This is a genomic window from Duganella hordei, from assembly GCF_040369125.1.
In the GTDB taxonomy this organism is placed as follows: Bacteria; Pseudomonadota; Gammaproteobacteria; order Burkholderiales; family Burkholderiaceae_D; genus Rugamonas; species Rugamonas hordei.
Window position 1 is genome coordinate 219,683 of the sequence record NZ_BPWI01000001.1, and the last position, 24,750, is coordinate 244,432.

19 protein-coding genes are annotated in these 24,750 nt (G+C 66.0%); 9 read left to right on the forward strand and 10 right to left on the reverse strand.

Going from position 1 to position 24,750, the window contains the following annotated elements; all coding sequences use genetic code 11:
- The first annotated feature begins 9 nt into the window (after nucleotides 1-9).
- Nucleotides 10-471 (forward strand): GNAT family N-acetyltransferase, encoded by a 462-nt coding sequence (locus tag ABWW33_RS00910; protein ID WP_353397847.1) that lies wholly within the window; start codon nucleotides 10-12, stop codon nucleotides 469-471.
- Nucleotides 472-496: 25 nt separating this feature from the next.
- On the opposite strand, the gene ABWW33_RS00915 is transcribed toward ABWW33_RS00910, so the two are convergent.
- From ABWW33_RS00915 to ABWW33_RS00930, 4 genes are all read right to left on the reverse strand, one after another.
- Nucleotides 497-874, reverse strand: coding sequence for an HNH endonuclease (locus ABWW33_RS00915; protein WP_353397850.1), 378 nt, complete (start codon nucleotides 872-874; stop codon nucleotides 497-499).
- Between the two features lie 40 nt (nucleotides 875-914).
- Nucleotides 915-2,108 carry a trans-sulfuration enzyme family protein gene (locus ABWW33_RS00920; protein ID WP_353399192.1) on the reverse strand — a complete coding sequence of 398 codons (1,194 nt, stop codon included), beginning with the start codon at nucleotides 2,106-2,108 and terminating at the stop codon, nucleotides 915-917.
- The gene (locus ABWW33_RS00925) at nucleotides 2,102-3,469 is read right to left on the reverse strand and encodes a pyridoxal-phosphate dependent enzyme (protein ID WP_353397853.1); all 1,368 of its coding nucleotides are present in this window, start codon (nucleotides 3,467-3,469) and stop codon (nucleotides 2,102-2,104) included. The genes ABWW33_RS00920 and ABWW33_RS00925 overlap by 7 nt, the downstream gene beginning before the upstream one ends.
- An 89-nt stretch (nucleotides 3,470-3,558) precedes the next feature.
- Nucleotides 3,559-3,864: a DUF4148 domain-containing protein gene (locus ABWW33_RS00930; RefSeq protein ID WP_353397856.1), complete on the reverse strand. Its 306-nt coding sequence runs from the start codon at nucleotides 3,862-3,864 to the stop codon at nucleotides 3,559-3,561.
- Nucleotides 3,865-4,087: 223 nt separating this feature from the next.
- On the opposite strand from ABWW33_RS00930, the gene ABWW33_RS00935 reads away from it, so the two are divergent.
- The 3 genes from ABWW33_RS00935 to ABWW33_RS00945 all read left to right on the forward strand — a co-directional run bounded on the left by ABWW33_RS00935 (nucleotide 4,088) and on the right by ABWW33_RS00945 (nucleotide 7,811).
- Nucleotides 4,088-4,648, forward strand: coding sequence for a thymidine kinase (locus tag ABWW33_RS00935; RefSeq protein WP_176650329.1), 561 nt, complete (start codon nucleotides 4,088-4,090; stop codon nucleotides 4,646-4,648).
- Between the two features lie 23 nt (nucleotides 4,649-4,671).
- Nucleotides 4,672-5,598: a hypothetical protein gene (locus ABWW33_RS00940; protein ID WP_353397859.1), complete on the forward strand. Its 927-nt coding sequence runs from the start codon at nucleotides 4,672-4,674 to the stop codon at nucleotides 5,596-5,598.
- Nucleotides 5,599-5,723: 125 nt separating this feature from the next.
- A complete protein-coding gene (locus ABWW33_RS00945; RefSeq protein ID WP_353397862.1) occupies nucleotides 5,724-7,811 on the forward strand; it encodes a carbohydrate-binding protein in 2,088 nt (695 codons plus the stop codon).
- Here the strand turns inward: ABWW33_RS00945 and ABWW33_RS00950 are convergent.
- Nucleotides 7,783-9,168, reverse strand: a complete 1,386-nt coding sequence (locus ABWW33_RS00950) for an MFS transporter (protein WP_353397865.1) — start codon at nucleotides 9,166-9,168, stop codon at nucleotides 7,783-7,785. The two genes, ABWW33_RS00945 and ABWW33_RS00950, sit on opposite strands and share 29 nt — an antisense overlap.
- Before the next feature lie 125 nt (nucleotides 9,169-9,293).
- Here ABWW33_RS00950 and ABWW33_RS00955 point away from each other — a divergent pair, with 125 nt between their 5' ends.
- Nucleotides 9,294-9,836 carry a hypothetical protein gene (locus ABWW33_RS00955; protein ID WP_176650334.1) on the forward strand — a complete coding sequence of 181 codons (543 nt, stop codon included), beginning with the start codon at nucleotides 9,294-9,296 and terminating at the stop codon, nucleotides 9,834-9,836.
- Here the strand turns inward: ABWW33_RS00955 and ABWW33_RS00960 are convergent.
- From ABWW33_RS00960 to ABWW33_RS00975, 4 genes are all read right to left on the reverse strand, one after another.
- Entirely contained in the window at nucleotides 9,833-10,270 is a 438-nt protein-coding gene (locus ABWW33_RS00960; RefSeq protein WP_176650335.1) for a copper chaperone PCu(A)C, read from the reverse strand. The genes ABWW33_RS00955 and ABWW33_RS00960 overlap by 4 nt on opposite strands.
- Nucleotides 10,267-10,890: an SCO family protein gene (locus ABWW33_RS00965; RefSeq protein ID WP_353397869.1), complete on the reverse strand. Its 624-nt coding sequence runs from the start codon at nucleotides 10,888-10,890 to the stop codon at nucleotides 10,267-10,269. Before ABWW33_RS00965 ends, ABWW33_RS00960 begins: the two co-directional genes overlap by 4 nt.
- 83 nt (nucleotides 10,891-10,973) lie before the next feature.
- Nucleotides 10,974-11,336: a DUF2946 family protein gene (locus tag ABWW33_RS00970; RefSeq protein ID WP_353397872.1), complete on the reverse strand. Its 363-nt coding sequence runs from the start codon at nucleotides 11,334-11,336 to the stop codon at nucleotides 10,974-10,976.
- 44 nt (nucleotides 11,337-11,380) lie between these two features.
- Nucleotides 11,381-13,351: a methyl-accepting chemotaxis protein gene (locus ABWW33_RS00975; protein WP_353397875.1), complete on the reverse strand. Its 1,971-nt coding sequence runs from the start codon at nucleotides 13,349-13,351 to the stop codon at nucleotides 11,381-11,383.
- Between the two features lie 369 nt (nucleotides 13,352-13,720).
- Here ABWW33_RS00975 and ABWW33_RS00980 point away from each other — a divergent pair, with 369 nt between their 5' ends.
- The 3 genes from ABWW33_RS00980 to ABWW33_RS00990 all read left to right on the forward strand — a co-directional run bounded on the left by ABWW33_RS00980 (nucleotide 13,721) and on the right by ABWW33_RS00990 (nucleotide 21,714).
- Complete coding sequence (locus ABWW33_RS00980; RefSeq protein ID WP_353397878.1) at nucleotides 13,721-15,979, forward strand: carboxy terminal-processing peptidase; 2,259 nt, start codon at nucleotides 13,721-13,723, stop codon at nucleotides 15,977-15,979.
- A 251-nt stretch (nucleotides 15,980-16,230) separates the two neighbouring features.
- Nucleotides 16,231-19,476 (forward strand): ligand-binding sensor domain-containing diguanylate cyclase, encoded by a 3,246-nt coding sequence (locus ABWW33_RS00985; RefSeq protein WP_353397881.1) that lies wholly within the window; start codon nucleotides 16,231-16,233, stop codon nucleotides 19,474-19,476.
- Between the two features lie 84 nt (nucleotides 19,477-19,560).
- Nucleotides 19,561-21,714, forward strand: coding sequence for a gluconolaconase (locus ABWW33_RS00990; RefSeq protein WP_353397884.1), 2,154 nt, complete (start codon nucleotides 19,561-19,563; stop codon nucleotides 21,712-21,714).
- Between the two features lie 36 nt (nucleotides 21,715-21,750).
- Here the strand turns inward: ABWW33_RS00990 and ABWW33_RS00995 are convergent, their stop codons facing one another.
- Entirely contained in the window at nucleotides 21,751-22,416 is a 666-nt protein-coding gene (locus ABWW33_RS00995; RefSeq protein ID WP_353397886.1) for a hypothetical protein, read from the reverse strand.
- Nucleotides 22,417-22,764: 348 nt separating this feature from the next.
- On the opposite strand from ABWW33_RS00995, the gene ABWW33_RS01000 reads away from it, so the two are divergent.
- Nucleotides 22,765-24,591 carry a glycoside hydrolase family 16 protein gene (locus ABWW33_RS01000; protein WP_353397889.1) on the forward strand — a complete coding sequence of 609 codons (1,827 nt, stop codon included), beginning with the start codon at nucleotides 22,765-22,767 and terminating at the stop codon, nucleotides 24,589-24,591.
- The last annotated feature ends 159 nt before the right edge of the window (nucleotides 24,592-24,750 follow it).

Consider the following 24,750-nt stretch of genomic DNA (forward strand, 5'->3'; position numbering starts at 1 on the left):
GGTTTGAGCATGACCCAAAGCAAATTAGTCAATTTTCGCCGGGCAAATTCGCATGACATTCCTGCGATGTCGACGATTCGGATGGCTGTTGGCGAGAATGTTCTTTCCGACCCGAGCCGAATCACCGTGCAAATGTACGAAGATTACCTGGAGTTGCTGGGGCGCGGCTGGGTCGCGGAAGTTGACGGGAGTGTCGCGGGATTCTGCTACGCAAACAAGACCAACGCATCAATTTGGGCGCTGTTCATGGCGCCGGAATACGAAGGGCGGGGGCTTGCCAAGCAATTGCTGAACATGGCCGTCGAGTGGCTCTTTGAGCAAGGCCAGGAGTTTGTCCGATTGAGCACCGGGGCGGGAACAAGGGCAGACAGCTTCTATGCCTTGCAAGGATGGACCCGGGAGCGGGTCGATGGAAACGAAGTTTTTTACCTGCTGGCTAGCTCCAGTGTCGCCGTTCAGGCGGCGTCTTAGCGCAGCGTTTCGGGGGCAGTTCCCGTTATCCGCCAGGCGCCGCCTCGGCTTCGGCCGGCGCCGGCTCGCGCACCCAGGCCAGGTTCTCGACCTTGTTGTTGCGCAGGTTGCCATCCTTGTGGCGGACGTTTTTCAGGCCGGCCGGATTGGGCAGGTGTGCTTCGGCCACCAGCTGGTGGACCAGGAATTCGCCGGTGAGGCTGCCGACGCGCAGCTTGACCGTCAGGCCTTCCGGCGTCACCTTGGGCCGCAGCACCTTGACCTTCTGGCCGCCGGCCAGCACGCGGCCGTCCCTGGACACCTTGTAAAAATCGCTGCCGGCGATAGGTTTGGCGCTGGCCACGCCGATCGAGTAGATAAAACCGATGGCCAGCACGCCGACTATGATTAAGAGGAATTCCATGTTGTCTCGGACAGAATACTGAATTCCCGCATGGTATCAGCTAAATCGCGTCCAGCGAACGCTGAATATCGGCCCTTAAATCCTCTATATCTTCGATTCCCACCGACAGCCGTATCAGGCCGTCGCCGATGCCCAGCGCGGCGCGCTGCGCCGCCGGGATGCTGGCGTGCGTCATCAGCGCCGGGTGCTCGATCAGGCTTTCGACGCCGCCCAGGCTTTCGGCCAGCGCGAACACCGAGCAGCTTTCGAGGAAGCGGCGGGCACCCGGCAGGTCGGTGTCCAGGTCGATCGAGATGATGCCGCCGAAACCTTCCATCTGCCGTTGGGCCAGCGCGTGCTGCGGGTGCGACTCCAGTCCCGGGTAGTAGACCTTGCGCACCTTGGGCTGCTGCTCCAGCCAGCGCGCCAGTTCCAGCGCGCTGCGGCAGTGGCGCTCCATGCGGATGGCCAGCGTCTTGACGCCGCGCAGCACCAGGAAGCTGTCGAACGGGCCGGAGATGGCGCCCACCGAGTTTTGCAGGAAGGCCAGCTGCTCGCACCAGGCCTTCTGGTGCGGCTCCGCGCCGACCACGGCGATGCCGCCGATGATGTCCGAGTGGCCGTTCAGGTACTTGGTGGCCGAGTGCACGACGATGTCGAAGCCGTGTTCCAGCGGCCGCTGCACCAGCGGGCTGGCGAAGGTGTTGTCGGCCACGGCGATGATGCCGCGCTCGCGGCAGATCTTGCCGATCGCCTGCAGGTCGGCCAGCTTGAGCATCGGGTTGGTCGGCGTTTCGACCCAGACCATCTTCGTCTCGGGCTTGATCGCGGCCAGCAGGTTTTCCGGCTTGGTCAGGTCGACGTAGGTGAAGTCGTGGCCGGCGCTGCGGCGGCGCACGCGCTCGAACAGCCGGTAGGTGCCGCCGTACATGTCGTCGCCGGCGATGATGTGCGAGCCGGCGTCGGCCAGTTCCAGCACGGTCGAAATGGCCGCCAGGCCGGAGGCGAAGGCGAAGCCCTGGGCGCCGCTTTCCAGGTCGGCCACGCAGCGCTCCAGCGCCCAGCGGGTCGGGTTGTGCGAGCGGCCGTAGTCCAGGCCCTTGTGCACGCCGGGGCTGTCCTGCACGAAGGTGGAGGTGGCGTAGATCGGCGGCATGATGGCGCCGGTCGACGGGTCGGGCGACTGGCCGGCATGGATGACGCGGGTGGAGAGGGCGGCTTTTTTGTGCTGCTTGTTCAACGGTTCGTTCAAGATAGAGTCCTTCGCAAGTGGTTAAGCAGGTCGAAGCGGGTGATCAGGCCGTAGAAGGTGTCGCCGTCGGCCACCACGGCGGTCAGGCCGCGGTCCAGCGTGGCGCGCAGCGCGTGCAGGTCGGCCGTCGGATGCAGGATTTCCAGCCGCCGCGTCATCGTCGCGCCGACCGGGCTGTTGAAGCGCTGCGCCTGCGTGTCCACCGTCAGCAGCAGGTCGGATTCGTCGATGATGCCGACCAGGCGCCCGCCCGACAGCACCGGCAGCTGCGCCACGTCGGCCGCGCGCATGCGGTTGAAGGCGATCATCAGCGTGTCTTCCGGCGACACGCTGATGACTTCGCCGGCGTCGTAGCGGCGGCCGATCAGGTCGCGCAGGTCGTGTTCCGGCTTGCGCGCCAGCAGGCCCTGGTCGCGCATCCAGCCGTCGTTGTAGACCTTGGACAGGTAGCGCGTGCCGGTGTCGCAGACGAAGCTGACCACGCGCTTGGGCGTGGTCTGTTCGCGGCAGTACTGCAGCGCGGCGGCCAGCAGGGTGCCGGTCGACGAGCCGCCCGGCAGGCCTTCCTCGCGCAGCAGCAGGCGGGCGGTGTCGAAGCTTTGCTGGTCGGTGATGGTGTAGGCCTTGGTCACGCCGCTCATGTCGGCGATGGCGGGGATGAAGTCTTCGCCTATGCCTTCGACCGCCCACGAGCCGCTGGTCTCGGCCACGTGGCCGGTGGCGACGTATTCGGCCAGGATCGAGCCCTTGGGATCGGCCAGGATGAATTCCAGCTCGGGCGCGGTGCGGCGGAAGTAGCGCGTCAGGCCGGTCAGCGTGCCGGACGAGCCGACGCCGACCACGATGGCGTCGACGTCGTGGTCCATCTGGCGCCAGATTTCCGGGCCGGTGGTGGTTTCGTGCGCCAGCGGGTTGGCGGGATTGTTGAACTGGTCGGCGAACCAGGCGCCGGGCAGCTCGGCCGCCAGCCGCGCGGCGTAGTCCTGGTAATACTCGGGATGGCCCTTGCCGACGTCGGAGCGGGTGGTGCGCACTTCGGCGCCGAGCGCCTTCAGGTGCAGCACTTTTTCGGACGACATCTTGTCCGGCACCACCAGCAGCACGCGGTAGCCCTTGAGCCGTCCGACCAGCGCCAGGCCGAGGCCGGTGTTGCCGGCGGTGGCCTCGATGATGATGCCGCCGGGCTTGAGCCGGCCGTCGTTCTCGGCCGCTTCGATCATGGCCATGCCGATGCGGTCCTTGATCGAGCCGCCCGGGTTTTGCGATTCCAGTTTAAGGAACAGCCGGCAAGGGCCGGTGTCGAGACGGGTAATCTCGACCAGTGGCGTATTGCCGATCAGGGTGAACAGTGCCGGTGCGCGCATATGGATCTCCTCGCTGCTTTTTGAGCAAGTATGCGCTTTTTCGGCCGATGCGGTTGCGCGCATCGGCAGTCCGGTCACTTTGTGGCGAATCAGCGGACGACTTCAGTATCCTGGTCCGGGTGGCCGTTGCGGTAGGCGGCCAGTTCGGCGCGCACCTGGCCCCGGGTCTTGTGCGTGGCGGCGTCGAACACGCGTTCCGGATATTGCTCGCCGGAGACGACTTCGCCGCGCTGCTGGGCGAGACGCAGTTCATTCCGGACCTCGGCCCGGGTTTTGGTCGAGACGAAGCCGGTGTAGCCGGAATAAGTTTCGGCGGATTGCAGCTGCTCCTGCGCCGACGCAGCGGTGGAGGTGAACAGGGCGGCGATGGACAGGGCGATGGCGATGGTTTTCATGGTGATGCTCCTCAAATGATGGGTCGTATGCGGCTGAGTTGTCGGCAATTGGATCGCTAACTAGTGAATGTATTATAGTTCGCATGCGATTTGATCGCAAGTATATTGAATCTATGCCGCCCATAGGAGAACACAATCGGCGGGCTGGAGCGGGGGCGCTCTTTTGCCGCGCCACGGTTTATAATCGCGCACTTCAGACGGCACATAACATCCGAAGGCTGCAGTGGCAAAACTCTATTTCCGATATTCCGCGATGAACGCGGGCAAGTCCACCGCCATGCTGCAGGTGGCGCACAACTATGAAGAGCAGGGCCAGAAAGTGCGGCTGTTCACGGCCGCCATCGACAACCGCTATGGCGTCGGCCAGGTCACGTCGCGGCTGGGCCCGCAGCGCCAGACCGAAGTGTTCGACGCCGCCACCAATTTCCTCGACAAGATCGATGAAAAGATCGCCTGCCTGCTGATCGACGAGGCGCAGTTCCTCAGCACGGCGCAGGTGCAGCAGCTGCACCAGCTGGCGCAGGTGCGCGGCATCCCGGTGATCACCTACGGCCTGCGCACCGACTTCCGCGGCGAGCCGTTCCCCGGCTCGGCCTATCTGCTGGCGCTGTCCGACGATATCGAGGAACTGAAGAACATCTGCAGCTGCGGCAAGAAGGCGACGATGAACATCCGCGTCGACCAGGACGGCAAGCGCATGAAAGAGGGCGAGCAGATCAGCATCGGCGGCAACGAGAGCTACCGCCAGGCCTGCGGCCGCTGCTTCTACACCGACAGCCACTAACCACTAACCCGGGAGCGCGCTCGATGCCGTTGTCCGTCACCGATGTGCCCGCGCTGGATAACCGGCACGTCAAGACCAGCACCGACGACGTGCTGCTCGACCGCGTGGTGCCGGGCGAGATGCTGGTCATCGCGTTCGGCTTCGTGTCGTGGGAGTCGCGGCCGGAATTCGATTTCTATGGACGGCTGAAAAAGCTGGAGCAAAACAGCGGGCGCCACCTCAACAAGATCCTGGTGCGCGATTCCGGCAACGCCTGGTATCACCGCAAGATAGACGGCCTGGGCACGCATCCCGATGAAACGGCCGCCGGCCTGCGCGCGCTGGTCCAGGCGATCGCGCCCAGCAAGGTGATCACCATCGGCCAGTCGATGGGGGCGTATGCCGCCATCATGTACGGCCAGCTGCTCGGCGCGCAGCAGATCATCGCCTTCGGCCCCTTGTCCTTCCTCGACGTGCAACAGGCGCAGCTCTACCACGAGCGGCGCTGGCTGGCGGTGATGCGCGACCTGGCCCAGGATCCGCCGCCGTCCGGCTATTACGACCTGGCCGAACTGCGCCGGGCGAAGGAGGGCGCGCGGCCCGAGCTGCACATCGCCTTCGGCACGAAACCCGACGGCGCCAACGCCACCGAGTCGGTCAACCTCGACGCCATGCACGCGCACCGGCTGGCCGCCGGCGGCAACTGCACGCTGTATCCGTTCCCGTATTCCGGCCATACGGTGGTCCAGCACCTGATCGACACCAGGCGCATCAACGCGCTGCTGGCCAGGCTGATCGCCGGCATCGACATCGCGTCGGAGGCGATGGAGGTCACGCCCGACTGGCACGGCTGGATCGTCGAAAATCTCAAGCTCGGCGGCGCGCCGGAGGAGCTGGTCGAGATCCTGCGGCATCACGGCTTTTCGCCGGAAAGCAGCCTTGCCGCGGTCACGCGCCTGTCCGGTGCGTAATTTGTGGTGTTCCGTGTTTGTTTGATGTTATAGTTTTCATGCAGATTTGGTAACGTTTCCACTCTATTGTGGAAGCGCTTCCATATCCTGCAGAGCGGTTCTTCATCACAAAAAACGGAGACTACATGAAGACGAAACTGCATCAACGCATCACATCCATGATAGCGCTGGCCGGACTGGCGGTTGCCGCCGCCGGTCCGGCCGGCGCGCAAACCGTCTTGCCGGGCAAGATAGAGGCGGAAAGCTACACCAGCATGAGCGGCGTCGCGCTGGAGGCGACCACCGACACCGGCGGCGGCAGCGACGTCGGCTGGATCGACGCCAACGACACCATGACCTACAGCATCAACCCCAGCAGCGCCGGCTGGTACACCGTGCAGTATCGCGTGGCTTCGGCCGGCGGCGGCGGCCAGGTCGTGCTGACCCAGAACGGCAAGGCGATCGGCGAAACCACAACGCTGCCCAGCACCGGCGGCTGGCAAACCTGGACCACCGTCAGCTCGCATGTGTTCCTGACCGCCGGCGTGCAAAACCTGACGGTGCAGGCCCGCACGGGCGGCTTCAACCTGAACTGGATCCAGTTCACGCCCGAGACCACCGGCGTGACCTTGCCGGCGATCCGCCAGAACGGCAAATACTGGGTCGACACCGCCGGCAACCGCGTCAACCTGCGCGGCGTCAACCTGGGCAACTGGCTGGCGCTGGAGATGTGGATGATGAACTCCAACCTGTCCAACAACGGCGCCGGCATCGGCGACCAGTGCCACCTCGAGACCGCGCTCAGCGGGCGCTTCGGCGCGGCGGAAAAAGAGCGGCTGATGTCGGCCTATCGCGACAGCTGGATCACCAGCCGCGACTTCGACCTGATGAAGGGCATGGGCATGAACGTGGTGCGCGTGCCGTTCCTGTACAGCCTGGTGGAAGACGACGCCAATCCGTACACGTTGCGGCCCGACGCATGGAAATACCTGGACTTCGCCATCAACGAAGCCGAGAAGCGCGGCATGTACGTGATCCTCGACCTGCACGGCGCGGTCGGCGGCCAGGCCGCCGCCAGCGAACAGCACGACGGCTGCGTCGGGGCGGCGCAGATGTGGACCAACAACACCTATCGCGACCGCACCAAATGGCTGTGGGACATGATCGCCAGCCGCTACAAGAACCGCACCTCGGTGGCGGCCTACGACCTGCTGAACGAGCCGTGGGGCACGGACGCCACCACCTTGGCCAACTTCGCCTATGAGCTGTTCAACGTGGTGCGGGCCAAGGATCCTTCGCACGTGATCCTGCTGCCGGGCCACAACTCAGGCATCGACGCCTACGGCAACCCGAACACGCGCGGCCTGACCAACGTGGCGTTCTGGATGCACTTCTACCCAGGCCTGTGGGGATGGAATGAAGTGCAGGGCGCCACCGCGCAGGCCAATATGCACGCCAACTGGCTGCACTGCAACACCAGCGGCACCGGCGAGACCTGCGACTGGAACAACAAGCTGACCGGCCTGGCCACGCCGTTCCTGATCGGCGAATTCCAGCCGTGGACGCTGACCGGCAGCTACGGCGGCCAGATCACGCGCAAGACCTACGACATCTACAATATGTACGGCTGGGCCGCGACCAACTGGGCCTACAAGACGGTCAGCTACGGCGGTTCCAACGGCGATACCAGTTCGTGGGGCTGGGGCATGGTCACCAACAGCAGCAACGGCGGCGGCTTCGGCGGGCTGGACGTGGGCAGCGCCACCAACGCCGCCATCGAGAGCTATTTCCGCGGCTTCGGCACCCAGCCATTGGTGCGCAATGAAAGCATCGCCTACTGGATGAACTGGAAGGCCGAGGCGGGCCAGCGCATCGAGGCGGAAATGTTCAACAACCACAGCGGCATGCGCATGGAAACCACCACCGATGCGGGCGGCGGCTTCAACGTCAGCAACGTCGACACCAACGACTGGATGAGCTATCCGATCAACGTGCCGAAGACCGGCTGGTACAACCTGCAGTTCCGCGTCGCCAGCCCGAACAACGGCGGCCAGCTGGTGCTGAGCAAGAACGCCACCGACCTGGCGGCGCTGACGGTGCCCAACACCGGCGGCTGGCAGAACTGGACCACCATCACCGGCACCGTCTACCTGACGGCCGGCCAGCAGGACCTGGCGATCTTCGTGCGCGCGGGCGGCTGGAACATCAACTGGTGGTCGATGACGGCGCAATAGCGTCCGCCGCGCCGGTGTTGCCGATCTTGCGCAGCACCGGCGTCTTGAACTCGAAGCGCTTGATTTCGCCGACCATCAGCACGTAGCACAGCACGGTGACGGCGGCGTTGGCGCCGACGAACACCAGCGCGCCTGCGAACGAGCCGGTTTCCTGCAGGATGTAGCCGATGACGATGGGCGTGGTGATGCCGGCGGTGTTGCCGAAGGTGTTGAACAGCGCGCCGCTCATGCCGCCCGCTTCCTTGGGCGAGGTGTCCGCCACCACGGCCCAGCCCAGCGCGCCGACGCCCTTGCCGAAGAAGGCCAGCGACATCACCAGCACCACCAGCCAGTCCGCGTCGACGTAGTTACAGACGATCATCGACATCGCCAGCAGCATGCCGCCGACGATGGGCGTCTTGCGCGCCATCGACAGCGACTTGCCGGACTTGATCATGCGGTCCGAGATCACCCCGCCGAGCACGCCGCCGAGGAAGCCCGCCACCGCCGGCAGCGCGGCGACGAAGCCGGCTTTGAGGATGGTCATGTGGCGCTCGGTCACCAGGTAGACCGGGAACCAGGTCAGGAAGAAGTAGGTCAGCGTGTTGATGCAGTACTGGCCTATGTAGACGCCCAGCAGCATGCGGTTGCCCAGCAGCTGGCGGATGCAGGACCAGGTGTCGAGCTCGGTGGTGGCGGCGACCTTGTTCTTGCTTTCCAGGTCCACCAGCGCGCCGCCCGCCTCGATGTAGGCCAGCTCGGCAGCATTGATCCGCGGATGATCCTTCGGCCCGTAGACGGTCTTGCGCCACACCAGCGACATGACGATGCCCAGCGCGCCCATCACATAGAACACGCTTTGCCAGCCGAAACTGTGCACCAGCCAGCCCATCAGCGGCGCGAACAGCACGGTGGCGAAGTACTGGGCCGAGTTGAAGATGGCGGCCGCCGTGCCGCGCTCGGCGGTCGGGAACCAGGCCGAGGCCAGGCGGCTGTTGCCGGGGAAGGAGGGCGCCTCCGCCGCGCCGATCAGCAGGCGCAGCGTGAACAGTGTGGCGACGGCGGCCGCGCCGGTGAGGAAGCCCACCGTGCCCATCAGCATGGTGAAGGTGGACCACAGGAAGATGCTGAAGAAATACGTGACCTTGGAGCCGAAGCGGTCCAGCAGCCAGCCGCCCGGCAGTTGCGCCAGCACGTAGGACCAGGCAAAGGCCGAGAACACAAAGCCCATCTGCACCGGCGACAGGCCGAGCAGCTTTTTCAGTTCCGGCCCGGCGATCGCGATGGTGGCCCGGTCCGCGTAGTTGATGGTGGTGACGGCGAACAGGATGGCCAGGATCAGCCAGCGGACGCGGCTGGCGGCGGGTTGTGGGGTCATGCGGTCTCCTTGCACTACTTGGTTATGATGGCCTATCATAGCTCAGATGTATGACATCGTACAACTGTGTTCTGGGGTGGCAGAGTCAAATTGACGGCGCGCGGCCGCCGTGCGACGATGCGGCCATGAGCAGCCTGTTTGAATGTAGTACGCTCGCGCCCGCGTGGCTGTGCCACCATCGCGACATCTTGCTGTACCTGGCGCCGTCGCTGTTGCTGGCGCTGCTGATCCGCGCCTTGTCGGCCCGCCATCCCTTCTTTTTCCTGTTCACGCTGGCCGGCACGGTGTGCCATGAATTGGCGCATTTCGTCGCCGGCTTGCTGACCGGCGCCCGGCCGGCCGCCTTCACCGTCATTCCGCGCCGCGTCGGGCAGGGCTGGGAACTGGGCTCGGTGCGGCTGACCCGGGTGCGCTGGTACAACGCGGCGCCGTCCGCGCTGGCGCCGTTCGTGGTCGTGGTGCTGCCGTTTGTGGTGGCCTGGTGGCGCACCCGCGCCGGCCTGCATTTCCAGTGGATCGACGTCGCCCTGGCGTTTGCCGTTGCGCCGCAGTTCCTGGCGTGCTGGCCGTCCACGGTCGACTGGAAAATTTCGCTGCGCTCGTGGCCTTACCTGCTGATCGCCGGCCTGGCGTGGTGGGCGATCGCACAGTGGGCGCCGTGGACTTAATGGTGTCCGGCCGCCGCGTTCAGCGGCCGCACCGGCGCCTCGACGGTGATGCTGCTGCGCACGTGGTTGGCGTCCTCCAGCTCCAGCGTTAGCGGCACCTTGTCGCCGTCCTGCATCACCTGCTTCAATTCCAGCAGCATCAGGTGATAGCCGCCCGGCATCAGCGTGACCGCCTGGCCGGCCGGCAGCGGCAAGCCGTCGATCTGGCGCATGCGCATGATGTCGTCGACCATTTTCATCTCGTGCACCTCGACCGCGCCGGCCAGCGGCGAACTGGCGCCGACCAGGCGGCCGCCGCCGGACGAGGTCAGCGTCATGAAGGCGCCGGTGGCGTGTTGCTGCGGCACGGTGGCGCGCACCCACGGCTGGCTGACGGTCACTTGGGCGAAGGCGGGCAGGGCTGCGGCGAGCAGCAGCGTGAAGAATTTTTTCATTGGAACAGTCCTTTCAGGAAGCTGGTGGATTTTGCGGGCTGCATCAGCAGTTTCAGGTCGGCCGCGCATTGCTGGGCGGTTTGCTCGTGCTTGAAGGCGAGACGGATCTTGCCGGCGGCGTCGATCGCGTAGGTGATGGCGGTGTGATCCATCGTGTACGAACTGCCGCTGGGCACCTTGCGGTAAAAGATCTTGAAGTCTTTGGCGGCCTGGGCGGTTTGCCGGGCGTCGCCGCGCAGGCCGACGAAGCGGGGATCGAAGGCGCGCATGTATTCGGCCAGCAGCGCGGCGGTGTCGCGTTCGGGATCGACGGTGATGAACAGCACTTGCAGCTGGTCGCCATCGGCACCCAGCAGGCGCTTGATCTCGACCGCGCGCGACAACGCGGTCGGGCAGACGTCCGGGCATTGCGTGAAGCCGAAGAACAGCAGCACGTATTTGCCGCGGTAGTCGCGCAGCGAGACGGACTTGCCGCTGCTGTCGGACAGGCGGAAGTCCGGGCCGATGCTGCTGCCGGTGATGTCGATGCCGGTGTATGCCGGCGCAGCATGGGCTGCGTGGGCGGTAGGGGCGGCCAGCGGCAATGCCGCCAGCGCGGCGAGTAGGGTACGGCGATGCATAAATGATCCTGTCGATGAAATCCATGGGCGCACGCCGGCGGCGCCGGGATGGCGCGGCCAGTGGGTGCGAAGTCTCGGGAGTGTCAGGACAGGGCGGGCGGCCCGCGCGGCGCGGCGGCGGGCCAGATGTGCAGCGGGGAAGGCGACTGATAATGCAGTGGCGGATAGCGGTCATGGCCGGCCAGCATCATGACCAGTCCGCGCGCGGCGGGCGGCGGCGCGGCGCCGTCAGTGTGGATGGCGCACAGCACGCAATGCTTGATCGCGTGCGTGGCCGGAGGCGCCTGCTTCGACGGCGCAGCGCTGACGCTGCAAATCTCCAGCGCCAGCGGATCGCGCGACAATTGCGCCATCGCGTGGCCGATCGCCGGCGCAAGCAGGTTCAGCAGGATCGCGATGCAAACGATCAGGCTGCAGCTGCGCCGGTGCCGGAGAAATTTAACCATGCGCAAATTATAAAGCAGAACCGACCCGGGTTTTTTACCGAGTATTAGCGGAGCTTGAACACGCGTACCACTTGTTCCAGGTCGGCGGCCTGGTCCTGCAGCGCGTGGGCCGCTGCGGCGGCTTCTTCCACCAGCGCGGCGTTTTGCTGCGTCACCTGGTCCATCTGCGCGATCGCTTCGTGCACCTGGCCGATGCCGGCGCGCTGCTCTTCGCTGGCGCTGCTGATCTCGGCCATGATGTCGGTCACCCGGCGCACGCTGTCGACCACTTCGCGCATCGTCGTGCCGGCCTGTTCCACCTGCTTGCTGCCTACATCGACCTTGCTGACCGAATCGTCGATCAGCACCTTGATCTCCTTGGCCGCCGTGGCCGAACGCTGCGCCAGGTTGCGCACTTCCGACGCCACCACCGCAAAGCCGCGGCCCTGCTCGCCGGCACGGGCCGCTTCCACTGCGGCGTTCAGCGCCAGGATGTTGGTCTGGAAAGCGATGCCATCGATGACCGAGATGATGTCGACGATCTTGCGCGACGACTGGTTGATCGAGCCCATGGTGTCGACCACCTGCGCCACCACCTCGCCACCCCTGGCGGCGATGCCCGACGCGGCCAGCGCCATCTGGTTGGCTTGCGCGGCGTTGTCGGCGTTTTGCCGGACGGCGCTGCTCAGCTGCTCCATCGACGCCGCCGTCTCTTCCAGGCTGGACGCCTGCTGTTCGGTGCGCGACGACAGGTCGAGGTTGCCGGCGGCGATTTCGTTGGACGCGGTGGCGATCTGCTCGGCGCCCAGGCGCACCTGGCCCACCACGTTGGACAGGTTGTTGCCGATGCCGTTGAGCGCGCGCAGCACCAGTCCGATTTCATCCTTGTGGTCGATTTCCAGATGCACGTCCAGGTCGCCCTGGGCGATGCGGGTGGCGGCCGCCTCGGCGCGGCACAGCGGCCGCGTGACATAGGCGCGCACCAGCAGGAACAGCAGCACGGCAAACAGCAGCAGCGCGGCCACGCCCAGCATGGCGTAGCGGTTGCGCAGCTGGCCGGCCTCGTGGGTGATTTCCTCGGTGTAGGTGCCGCCGACGATCAGCCAGTTCCACGGCTTGAAGGTGTGGAACTCGACCATCTTTTCGCGCGGCGCGTCGCCGTCCTTGTCGGCCCAGTCGTAGCGCATGCTGCCTTCCCCGGCCTCGAGCATCTCCTTGATGAACGGGCGGCCGTCGCTGCTGCGGGTGTCGATGACGTTGACGCCTTCCTTGGTCGGGTGCACCAGCTCGGTCCCCTGCGCCTTGCCGGGCGCGGCGTTGACGACGTAGATATAGCCGGTCTCGCCGATCCTGATGGCCTTGATTTTTTCCTTCAGCATGGCCATGTTCTTCGAGATGTCGAGGCCGATGAACAGCACGCCGATGACCTTGCCGCCGCTGTCCTTGATCGGGTCGTACTGGGTGATGTATTGCTTGCCGAACAGCGTGGCCAGGCCGATGTAGCTGCCGCCGGCGCGCAGCAGGCTGTAGCTCGGGTGGGCGTGGTCGAGCTGGGTGCCGACGGCGCGCTCGCCGTTTTCCTTCTTCAGCGACGTGCTGACGCGCACGAACTCGTCGCCGCTGGCGGCAAAGATGGTGGCGACCACGCCGGTGTCGCCGGTGAATTTGTCCGGGATGCTGAAGTCCAGGTTCAGCGTCTTGCCGTCGTGCTTGAGCGTGGGCGTGGGCTTGCCGCCGATGTCGACCGTGGTGTCCGGCTCCAGCGTGAACTTGCCGTTGGCGAAGCCGGCCGCGAACAGGCGGGCGAAGCTCGACGCCTCGTTGGTCATCGCCGCGTTGAACACCTCGACGGTATTGCTGATGCCGCCGAGCGTGCTGGCGACGTTGGCCTTGGCGCGCTCCTTCAGCATGGAAGAGGTGCTGGCGTTGATCAGCGTGAGCAATATCGCCAGGATGACGCAGAGCAGGCTCAGCGTGAAAATGGTTATCTTGCTGCCAACGCCCCAGCGGCGCGGATTCAGGGTAAAGGTTTGCATGTTTTTTTTAGAGAAGGTATTGCTGATTGGGCTTGCTCTGCATCGAGCACGCTCCGGGGGCCGGGGAGCGACTGCTTCACGCTACAAAGCTACGAAACGCCTCGCGCAAGGGAGGCGTGGGGCTCTGCCGGAATACAGGGTGGCGGGGCCGTCAAAATATCAAGGCCGGAATAGTAGCACATTTTTGCTGCAAAGCAACATAAATGTGGCGGCGCCCATTTCAGTCAGCCTTAAGCCAGGGCGGCGACACTGCGTTTTACCACTGTGATTACCAGTGCCGTTCTGCGGCTGCTATCCTGTAGAATGGAATCGCAGCGCCCGGCGCTGCGACTCACCGATCAATTGAATATCACGTTTCGGAGTAAGCCGATGAAGAAGCAAATGCTGTTGGTGGCCGTCCTTGCGGCCCTGTCAGTGCAGGCCGGCGCAGCCGTGCCGGAAAAAGCGGCTGCGGACACCGTCCTCAAGCCCCAGCCGGGCCAAACCCAGGCCGCCCTGTGGGCCTCACGGGTGCTGACCAAACTGCATTACAAATCCACGCCGCTGGACGATGCCATGTCGGAGAAGATCTTCGACCGCTACTTCAAGTCGCTGGACGCCGAAAAACTGTTCTTCACCCAGGCCGACATCGACCAGTACGCCATCGTGCGCACCCGCCTGGACGACGCCATCACCGGCGAGAACCTCAGCGTACCGTTTTCCATCTACAACCAGTACCAGCAGCGCTTCAACGAGCGCATCGCCTATGCGCGCGAACTGCTGAAGACCAAGCCCGATTTCAGCCTCGACGAAAGCTACCAGTACGACCGCGAAAAGGCCGACTGGGTCAAGAGCGAAGCGGAAATGAAGGAACTGTGGCGCAAGCGCGTCAAGAACGACTGGCTGCGCCTGAAGCTGGCCGGCAAGGACGACAAGGGCATCCGCGAAACGCTCGACAAGCGCTACGAGAGCTACGTCTCGCGCTCGCGCAAGCTGACCAATGAGGACGTGTTCCAGATCTTCATGAACGCCTATGCCATGTCGATCGAGCCGCACACCAACTACCTGGGCCCGCGCGCGTCGGAAAACTTCGACATCGCCATGCGCCTGTCGCTCGAAGGCATAGGCTGCGTGCTGCAGACCCGCGAAGACTACACCGTCGTGCGCGAAGTGGTGCCGGGCAGCCCGGCCGCGCTGTCGGGCAAGATCAAGGTCGGCGACAAGATCCTCGGCGTGGCCAAGGACGACAGCTCGCCGATGACCGAAGTGCTGGGCTGGCGCATCGACGACGTCGTCGCGCTGATCCGCGGCCCGAAAGACTCGACCGTGCGACTGGACATCCAGCCGGTCGACGCCGGCGTCGACGGCAAGCACACCACGGTCTCGCTGGTGCGCAAGAAAATCAGCATGGAAGAGCAGTCGGCCAAGAAATCCATCCTGGAGGTGAAGGACGGCACGGCCAAGCGCCGCATCGGCGTGATCTCGCTGCCGACCTTCTACCAGGACTTCGAAGCCCGCCGCAAGGGCGACAAGGACTTCAAGAGCGCGACCCGCGACGTGGCCCGCCTGCTGGGCGAGCTGAAGAAGGAAAAAGTCGACAACGTGCTGATCGACCTGCGCAACAATGGCGGCGGCTCGCTGAGCGAGGCGGTCGAGCTGACCGGCCTGTTCATCGACAAGGGCCCGGTGGTGCAGCAGCGCAACAGCGACAACAAGGTCGAAGTGGAAAGCGACGTCAACCCGGGCATGGCCTGGGACGGCCCGCTGGGCGTGCTGATCAACCGCGGTTCGGCCTCGGCCTCCGAGATCTTCGCGGCGGCGATCCAGGATTACGGCCGCGGCGTCATCATCGGCGAGCCGAGCTTCGGCAAAGGCACGGTGCAGACCATCTTCGGCCTGGACCGTTTCGCGCAGAACGACAAGGTGCATTACGGCGAGCTGAAGATGACGATCGCGCAATTCTTCCGCATCAACGGCGGCACCACGCAGCTGCGCGGCGTCACGCCCGACATCAAGCTGCCGACCATGGCCGATTCGGACACCTTCGGCGAGTCGAGCTACGACAACGCCTTGCCGTGGACCTCGATCAAGCCGGCGCCGTACATCCCGACCGGCGACCTGAAGGACATCGTGCCGCTGCTCGACAAGCGGCATGAAGCGCGCGTGGCCAAGGACAAGGACTTCCAGTACCTGTCGGAAGACATCGCCCTGGTCAAGAAACAGCGCAAGGACAACCTGATCTCGCTCAACGAAACGGTGCGCCGCAAGGAGCGCGAGACCCAGGAAGCCCGCGCCAAGCTGCGCGAGGCGCGTTTGCTGTCGACCACGCTGGGCGCCGACGATCCGGTGCTGATCCCCGATCCGAAGGACGCGCTGAACAAGGCCATCTCGGCCAAGCCTGCCAACGGCAAGGCGGCGCCATCGCCGAAGGTGGCCTCGGTCAAGGGCGCGCTGCGCACCGACGACGGCCTGCAGGGCGACGAGCGCTCGCTGACGGCGGAACTGGACGCGGAAAAAGCCGCCAAGGCCGCCAAGGACGTGCTGCTCAACGAAGCGGTGCACATCCTGGCCGACGAAGTGGGGTTGCTGAAAACCGACACCCGCATGGCATCGCGCGTGCTGCCTTACGCTGCCGACATCAACAAATAAGTCTCTCAGTTAGGCCCCAAGCCCCGCGCCGGTCGCGGGGCTTTTTTTGTGTTATTCACCAATATTATGTCTGCTATTGCCAATATAAATTGGATCTATATGCCGCGATGCAGCATCATTCACCTGTCTCCTCTATTCTCCTCCAAGGAAATAGATTTAGCCCGCTCCCGTAGCGGGCTTTTTTTTGCTCAAAATTAAATGCGTGCATGCAATAATGTCTGCTTCAACATTGCAAGCTGCGAGCGACTGTCGTGAAATCTTTTCTGGTGCGTACGGTGGCCATGCTGTGCCTGCTGTTGGCGGTCGCGCCGGCGTCGGCGCAAAGCCGGCCCGGCCTCGTATCGTTCGAGCGGGTGGCGATGCCCGACGACGTGCCGGCCCATTTGAGCACGGCGATGGCGCAGGACCGGCGCGGCCTGATCTGGATCGGCACCCAGGACGGCGTGGTCCGCTACGATGGCTACGCCTACAAGGTGTTCCGGCCGAAGGCGGGCGACGCCACCACGCCGGGCGGCAGCTATGTGCGCGCCCTGCTGGCCGCGCGCGACGGCCGCGTGTGGGTAGGCACCATCAGCGGCGGGCTGGCCGCGTTCGATCCGCGCACCGACCGCTACACCCAATACCGGCATGACGACGCCAACCCGGCCAGCCTGGGCAACGACCGCGTCGAATCCATCGCCGAGGACCGCGACGGCCGCCTGTGGATCGCCACCGACAATGGCGTCGACCGCTTCGACCCCGCCAGTGGCAGCTTCCGCCATTTCAGCCACGACGAGCGGGATGCGTCCAGCCTGGCCAACAACCAGGTCCGCGCCGTGCTGGTCGACCGCGACGGCCGCCTGTGGGTCGGCAGCCGCGACGGTCTGCAGCGCTGGCGCGGCGACGGCGGTGGCTTCGAGCGGATCGCCTCCGACCCGCGCGACCCGGACTCGCTGGCCGGCCAGCATCTGACCCGGCTGTTCCAGGACGACCGCGGCCGCATCTGGATCGGCACCGCGCAGAACGGCGCGGCGGTGCTGGATCCGGCCGGCGGCCGGCTGCACCGCCTGCCGCCGCGCGGCAAGGGCGGCGGGGTGGGGCTGAGCCACTTCTGGATCTACGCCATCGCCCAGCCGACGCCCGGCGAGATGTGGTTGGGCACCTTCGGCGGCGGCATCGATGTGGTCGACATGGGGACGCTGCAAGTGGTGGACCGGCTGCGCCACGACGGAGGTGACCTGAACAGCATCGGCGGCGACCGCGTCGGCGCCCTGATGGTCGACCGTTCCGGCCTGGCGTGGACCGGCTCCTGGGGCGGCGGCCTGGCCTGGCACGATCCGCGCGGCCGCGCCTTCCTCAAGTTGCGCCACAGTCCCGCCAACGGCGACGGCATCAGCCATCCGGCCGTGGTGCGCACCCTGGAGACGGCCGACGGCATGCGCTGGCTGGGCACCAACGGCAACGGCATCGACGTGCTCGACGCCGATGGCCATCTGCGCGGCGGTTTCCGCCCCGGCCCGGCCGCCGCCGGCGCCCTGTCTGACGGCTCCGTGACCTGCATGGCCCAGGGGCCGGACGGCGTCATCTGGGTCGGCACGCTGGACGGCGTGCTGCACCGCATGGCGCCGGGCCAGCGCCGCTTCCAGCGCTACGGCAAGGACAGCGGCCTGCCCGGCGGCGCGATCCGCGCGATGACCTTCGGCGCCGACGGCGCCCTCTGGTTGGGCTCGCTCAACGGCATGGCGCGCATCGCGGCCGGCCCCGACGGCGCCGGCCGCATCACCGCCTACAGCCACGATCCGGCCGACGACAGCACGCTGTCCGGGCGCGAGGTCGAGTCGCTGGCCTTCACCCCGGACGGTACGCTGTGGGCCGGCACCAATCACGGCGTCAACGCCTTCGACACCGCCACCGGCAAGGCGCGCCGCATCGTGCGCGATCCGTCCCGTGCCGACAGCCTGCCCGACGACTGGGTGCCGGACCTGATGGTGGCGCGCGACGGCAAGCTGTGGCTGGCGACGCAGGGCGGCGCCGCCATACTCGAGCGCTGGGACGGCAAGACCGCCCATTTCGACGTGCTGGGGCCGCGCCTGCGCCTGCCGTCGCACCCGCCGGAGTCGCTGTTGCAGGACGCCCAGGGGCAGGTCTGGCTCGGCGGCCGCGTGCGCATCGATCCGGTCAGCTGGCGTTGGCGCAGCTTCGAGCGCGCCGACGGCAACGCGTTCCGCACGCTGTATATCGCCAGCCGGGTGCTGGCGCGCAACGGCGACCTGATGTTCGGCTCGCCGGAAGGCTTGCTGGTGGTGCGTCCGCAGGCCTTGCGCGACTGGGACTACCAGCCACCGGTGATCGCCAGCGGCCTCAGCATCGACGGCGCCGGCCAGCCGGGCGCCGCCGAACTGGCGCAGCGCAGCCTGCGGCCGGGCCAGAACAACCTGCGGCTGGAGTTCGCGGCGCTGGACTTCAGCGCGCCGCACAAGCTGCGCTATCGTTACCGCCTGGACGGCTACGACACCGACTGGATCACGCTGAACGCCGGCGACCGCGTGGCAGCCTATACCCATCTGCCGCCCGGCCAGTACCGGCTGCGCGTGCAGGGCAGCAACCGCAACGGCGTCTGGAGCCCGCACGAATGGGGCATGGAACTGGCCGTCGTGCCGGCCTGGTACCAGACCTGGTGGTGCAGGGCGTTGGCGCTGGCGCTGGCGGCCTCGCTGGTGGCCGGCCTGTTCCGCCTGCGGCTGCGCCAATTGCGCCGGCGCGGCGCCTGGCTGGAGCGCACGGTGGCCGAGCGCACGGCGGCGCTGGAGGCCGCCTACCGCAGCATCGAGCAGGCCAGCCTGACCGATCCGCTGACGCAGCTGCGCAACCGCCGCTTCCTCGAGCAGGCGATACAGGCCGACCTGGACCTGGCGCAGCGCCGCCACAGCACCGGGCAGCCCGATTCCGACCTGCTGATGTTCATGCTCGACCTCGACCACTTCAAGCAGGTCAACGACACGTACGGCCACGCCGCCGGCGACGCCGTGCTGGTCCAGACGGCCGGCGTGCTCGGGCAGTGCCTGCGCTCGTCGGACTACGTGGTGCGCTGGGGCGGCGAGGAATTCCTGCTGCTGGTGCGTTTTGTCGACCGCAGGCAGGGGCCGCAACTGGCCGAGAAGATCCGCGCCGCCATTGCCGCCCACGCGTTCGTGCTGCCCGACGGCAGCGTGCTGCGCAAGACGATTTCCATCGGCTTCGTCGCCTATCCCTTCGTTGCCGGGCTGCCGACCACGGCGTCGCTGGACACCTTGCAGCGCCTGGCCGACGCGGCGTTGTACGCCGCCAAGCGCGGCTGGCGCGACGCCTGGGTCGGCGTGGAGGCGGTCGCGGCGGGGGAGGCCGCCGCAAACGCCGACGCGGTGGACGCGGCCGTGCGCCGCTTCCTGGCCGATGCCGAGGCGGCCGTCGCGGCGGGCGAGATGCGGGCCATTGTCGCGTCGCCTCATCAGGGGCCGTTGCAGTGGGCCGCACAATAACGGCGCGCGTCGGCCGTATTGTTGGCGCGGCAGTTATCGGCTAAGCTGGTTTTCTTTTGGTCAATTTTTTTAGGCGTGGTGAACGTGTCTCCAAACCAATTCAAATTAGCGGCGCTGGCACTGGCGCTGGGCGGCGCTCTGGGCGGCGGCGGGGCGGCGTATTTGCTGACGCATCAAAGCGGCGGCGACGCGATCGGCACGGTGGCGCGGCCGTCGGCGGCCCAGGGCACGCAGCCGCACTGGAGCGCGCGGGTCACCACCGTTGCCGGCGACGGCATGCCGGGCGTGAACAACGGCAGCAACGGCCGCCGCACGCGCTTCGCCGATCCCTTCGGCGTGGCGCTCGACCAGGCCGGCAACCTGTACGTGGCCGACGGCGGCGACGGCAACAGCATCCGCAAGATCGGCCTGGACGGCGTCAGCACCACGCTGGCCGGCGCGGTCGAGGGCTACGCGGAAGGCAGCGGCAAGGCGGCCGCCTTCCACACCCCGTCCGGCCTGGCGATCGACGCCGCCGGCAACCTGTACGTGGCCGACACCGGCAACAACGCCATCCGCAAGGTGACGCCCGACGGCGTGGTGTCGACCCTGGCCGGCGACGGCATCGCCGGTAACAAGGACGGCCGCGGACCCAACGCGCAATTCAACGGACCGCTGGGGGTGGCGGTGGACGCGAACGGCGTGGTCTACGTGGCCGACAGCTACAACGACCGCATCCGCCGCATCACGCCCCAAGGCGACGTCACCACGCTCGCCGGCGGCGGCCGCGCCGGACTCAGGGACGGTGCGGCGGCGCAGGCGCTGTTCGACACGCCGGGCGGGCTGGCGATCAGCGCCGCGGGCGACCTCTACATCGCCGACACCGGCAATGACGCGATCCGCAAGCTGGACAAGGCCGGCAACGTCAGCACCGTGGCCGCGGCGAAGGAGGACGACCGCAACTCGCTGCTGCGCTCGCCGGTCGCGCTGGCGCTGACGACGGACGGCTATCTCTACCTGGCCAGCAATTCGCACGGCCGCATCGCGCAGATCACGCCGGCCGGTGAAGTCGTCGCCCTGGCCGACGCCGACCATCCGGCCCGGCCGGAAGTGGGCGCCGATGGCGCCGTGCGCCTGTACGCGCCGCGCGGCATGGCGCTGGCCCGGGATGGCTCGCTGTTCGTCACCGACGGCGCCACGTTCCGCCTGCATCATGTGGCGCAGGCGCTGGCGGGGCAGGCCGCCGCGCCGGACGAGCCGCCGGCCGGGCTGCCGGCGCACGGCGCCACGATGCTGTGGCCGGTCAAGCCGCAGGACAAGGCGCACGAGGTGGTCGGCCTGATGGGCGAGGTGCGCGGCAATTTCGACGGCGAAAGCCGCGACCATTTCCACTCCGGCATGGACGTGCAGGCCGCGATCGGCACGCCGGTGCTGGCCGTCACCGCCGGCAAGATCAGCGACCCGCATGCGTCCTGGAGCTATGGCGAATTGTCCGAAGGCCTGGCGCTCGACGGCCTGCGCTACATCCACATGCGCGTCGGCCGCGACGCGAAGGACAAGCTGCTCGACCCGCGCTTCCAGATCCTGAAGAGTGAGAAGGGCGCGCCCGAATCGGTGCGGGTCAAGCGCGGCACCCGCTTCGTCGTCGGCGAAACGCTGGGCACGGTCAACCGCATGGCCCACGTGCACCTGGACTACATGCCGAACGGCGGCGCGATCAATCCGCTGAGCTTGCCATTCATCGATCTCGAGGACACCATCCCGCCGCAAATCCAAAGCATCGCGCTGGTCGACGGCAGCGGCGCGGCGCTGAAGGAAAAGGTCGGCGGCCGCCTGCTGGTCAAGCGCAGCCTGGGCCAGGTGCAGATCGTCGTGGACGCCTTCGACCAGATGAACGGCGACCAGGCGCGCCGGCGGCTGGGCTTGTTCAAGCTGGGCTACCAGCTGCTGAACGCGGACGGCGAGCTGATCCCCGGCATGGAGCAGCCGGTCATCACGCAGCTGTACGACCGCCTGCCGCGCAATCGCGACGCGGTGAAGGTCGCGTACGCGGCATCGAGCGGCATCACCGTGCACGGCGCCGCCGAGACGCGCTTCGCCTACGCCATCAACAACACGCTGATGCACGGCGCGCTGACGCCCGGCGCCTGGAATATCGGCGCCCTTGGCCCCGGCAACTACACCTTGCGCATCATCGCCGAAGACTACGCCGGCAACGCCGCCACCAAGGGGCGCGATCTGGCGATTACGGTGGACTAGTCTTTGACGGAGTAGTGTGCGGGTCCGGGCTCGGTATTATTCGCTTTGCAGACAAGCGCTGCAGGCGGCCTCGGTGTAGCGCGACTGGCAGACGCGTTCGCCCGGGTACTTGCGCTCGTATTCTTTTTGCTGCGTGCAGGTGGCGGGGGAGAGCGGGGCGATGACCGGTTGCTGGTGCGTGACGCCCGCTTTGTCGGCGACGCTCAGGCGCGAGCCGTTGCTGTCGGAGCGCAGTTCGATCGAGCTGCCCGCCGTCCACAGTTTTATCGCGCTGGCCTGGGCCTGATCGGGGCCGGCGACAAACAGCGCGGCCTGGCGGTATTTGGAATCCAGCGTCAGCATGACGTTGCTGCCTTCGTCCTGCGTCACGTAGCCGCCGCGCTCGATGCCTTCCTCGTCGTAGAGCATCACGCCGGCCGCCTTCGAGCCGCGCTTGGACACGCGCCCGCCGGCCATGACGGCATCCGGCAAGTCGCCGCCGAGGCGGGCGCGTATCACGCCTTTGCCATCGACCACCACCACTTCCCTGGCCTTGACGCTGTCGAATACTGCGTTCCTGATGCTGTTGCCGGCGATCGCGCCGCCGCCCAATGCCAGCAGCAATCCCAGCATCCACAAGCCGTTCTGGCGGTTGATTTTCTTGCGCAAGCGGGCGTTTTCCTGCTCGCAGGCGAGGATGCGTTGTTCGAGTTGATGGTCCATGAAAGTCCCTGAGTGGCGGAACGCTTAGTTTACCGGACGTGCACACTGTTGCGCACCGGCGTTGACAAAAAATATTTATCGGAATATATTTTGTGAATGGAATTGGAATCGTTTCCAATTCTAGCAAACGACAGAGCCCGGGCGACGACCTGGCCGGCACGGAGACTGCAGGTACAAGCGAAACGCCTCGTAGCGCGGGGTACTCTTGCGCCCAAAATTTACGCTGAGCCCAGCTTCATTCTCCTCGCCGCAAGCGGTTAAGCCGGCATCACGACGATGCCGGTGAAGGTGCGGGCCGGACGTCCGTCCGGTCCGAAAACGAGGAAGTGTGAATACGAGGGAGTCACTGTGAAAAAACCAAAAATCGTTCTGTCCGCCGTCGCCGCCGGCATCCTGATGGCGTATGGCGCGCAAGTTTCGGCCAGCGTCACCAGTCCGGTCATCGGCGCGCTGTTGTGGTCCGACGAGTTCAATGGCACTACGCTCAACACCAGCGTGTGGACCACGTACGACGGCAACGGCTGCCAGATCAACCTGTGCGGCTACGGCAACCAGGAACTGGAGTACTACAGCCCGAACAACCTGTCCATCGTCAACGTGCCGTTCGAGGGCGGCACGCGGGCGCTGGCGATCAAGGCGCAGAACCAGACGGTGGGCAGCAACGTCTTCACCTCGGGGAAGGTCGACTCCCGCGGCAAGGTGCAGGTGCAGTACGGCATGGTGGAGATGCGCATCGCCACGCCGCAGCTGGGCGTCGGCCTGTGGCCGGCCGCCTGGATGCTGGGCACCAGCCCGCAGACCTGGCCGCGCAACGGCGAGATCGACATCATGGAAATGGGCCACAAGGCCAGCAGCCGCGCCGCCGCCGGCTCGCCGACGCCTGGCATCGACAACTTCACCGGCTCCAACGTGATCACCTGGCAGCAGGCTGCCTGCGTACCGGGTAACGAGAGCTGCGCCGCCTCCACCGCATGGCAGACCAAGAACTGGTACACGCCGGGCCAGTCGCTGGCCAACCGCTTCGTCATCTACCGCTTCTACTGGACCGAGTCGCAGATGCGCTTCACGGTGATCGACAACGGCGTCGAATACGATATGTACAACAGCCCGCTGCCGGTCAACTCGACCGCGCTGCAGGCGCCGTTCTACCTGCTGTTCAACCTGGCCGTGGGCGGCAACTTCACCGACGCCGCGACGCCGGCGCAGGTGACGGCGCCGCTGCCGGGCACCATGTATGTCGACTACGTGCGCGTGTACCAGCTGGACGGCAAGGGCTCGGTCAAGCTGGGCAACCAGACGCCGGCCGAGGTCGGCAAGTTCGGCGTGTTCACCGACAACACGGTAGTCAACAACAAGCTGCAGGCCGGCGTCACGTCGGACGTGTTTGTGTGGAATAACGCCTCGGTATCGGCCGGCACGCTGCCGCCTTACGAGGGCAGCAACTCGATGTCGTGGAGCTACAACACGCCGGGCCAGTGGTTTGGCGGCAGCGTCGAGTCGCGCGCCGCGCGCGACATGAGCAATTTCCGCAACGGCACGATGAAGCTGAAGATCAAGATTCCGGCCAATGTCGCCTTCACGATCGGCGTGCAGGATACCTACACCAACCAGAACTCGGTCAAGTTCCCGGCCAACGCCACCACCTACGGGCTGGTGCGCAACGGCGACTGGGGCACGGCGACCATCCCGGTGGCCGACCTGGCCGGCAGCAAGATCGCGCTGCAATCGATGCTGGACCTGTTCCAGATCGCCAGCGACGGCGCCGCGTTGCCAAGCTCGGCATTCCAGATGGCGATCGACGATATCATCTGGGATACCGGCGTGCCGACGCCTACGCCGACCCCAACCCCAACTCCGACGCCTACGCCCACTCCGACCCCGACGCCCACTCCGACCCCGACGCCAACGCCAACGCCAACGCCGGCCCCAGCCGTCCAGCAAACCAGCGCGACGATGCTGAAGTTCTCGCTGAACTCGACCAGCTGGGCCGACGTGCACTACACCGTCAACAGCGCCGGTCAGCTGAACGTGCGGATGACGCAGAACGCCGGCGTCAACAGCTACACCGCCAGCGGCCTGAAGATCGGCGACGTGGTGAACTACAGCTTCACCTACTGGGATACGGCGCATAACTACGCAGTCGACACCGCGCAGCAAAGCTACACGATGAAGTAAGCCTCCCGGCAGTATCCGGCAGCACCGGGCCGCCGCTCAAGGCGGCGGCCTTTCACAAAATCTCCCATTCCGTCGCCCTATAAAAATGCAGCTATCCTGAACGGGATATGCGGTACAATTATTTGAACGATCGTGCTTTTTTGGCGGATCATAAGAAGA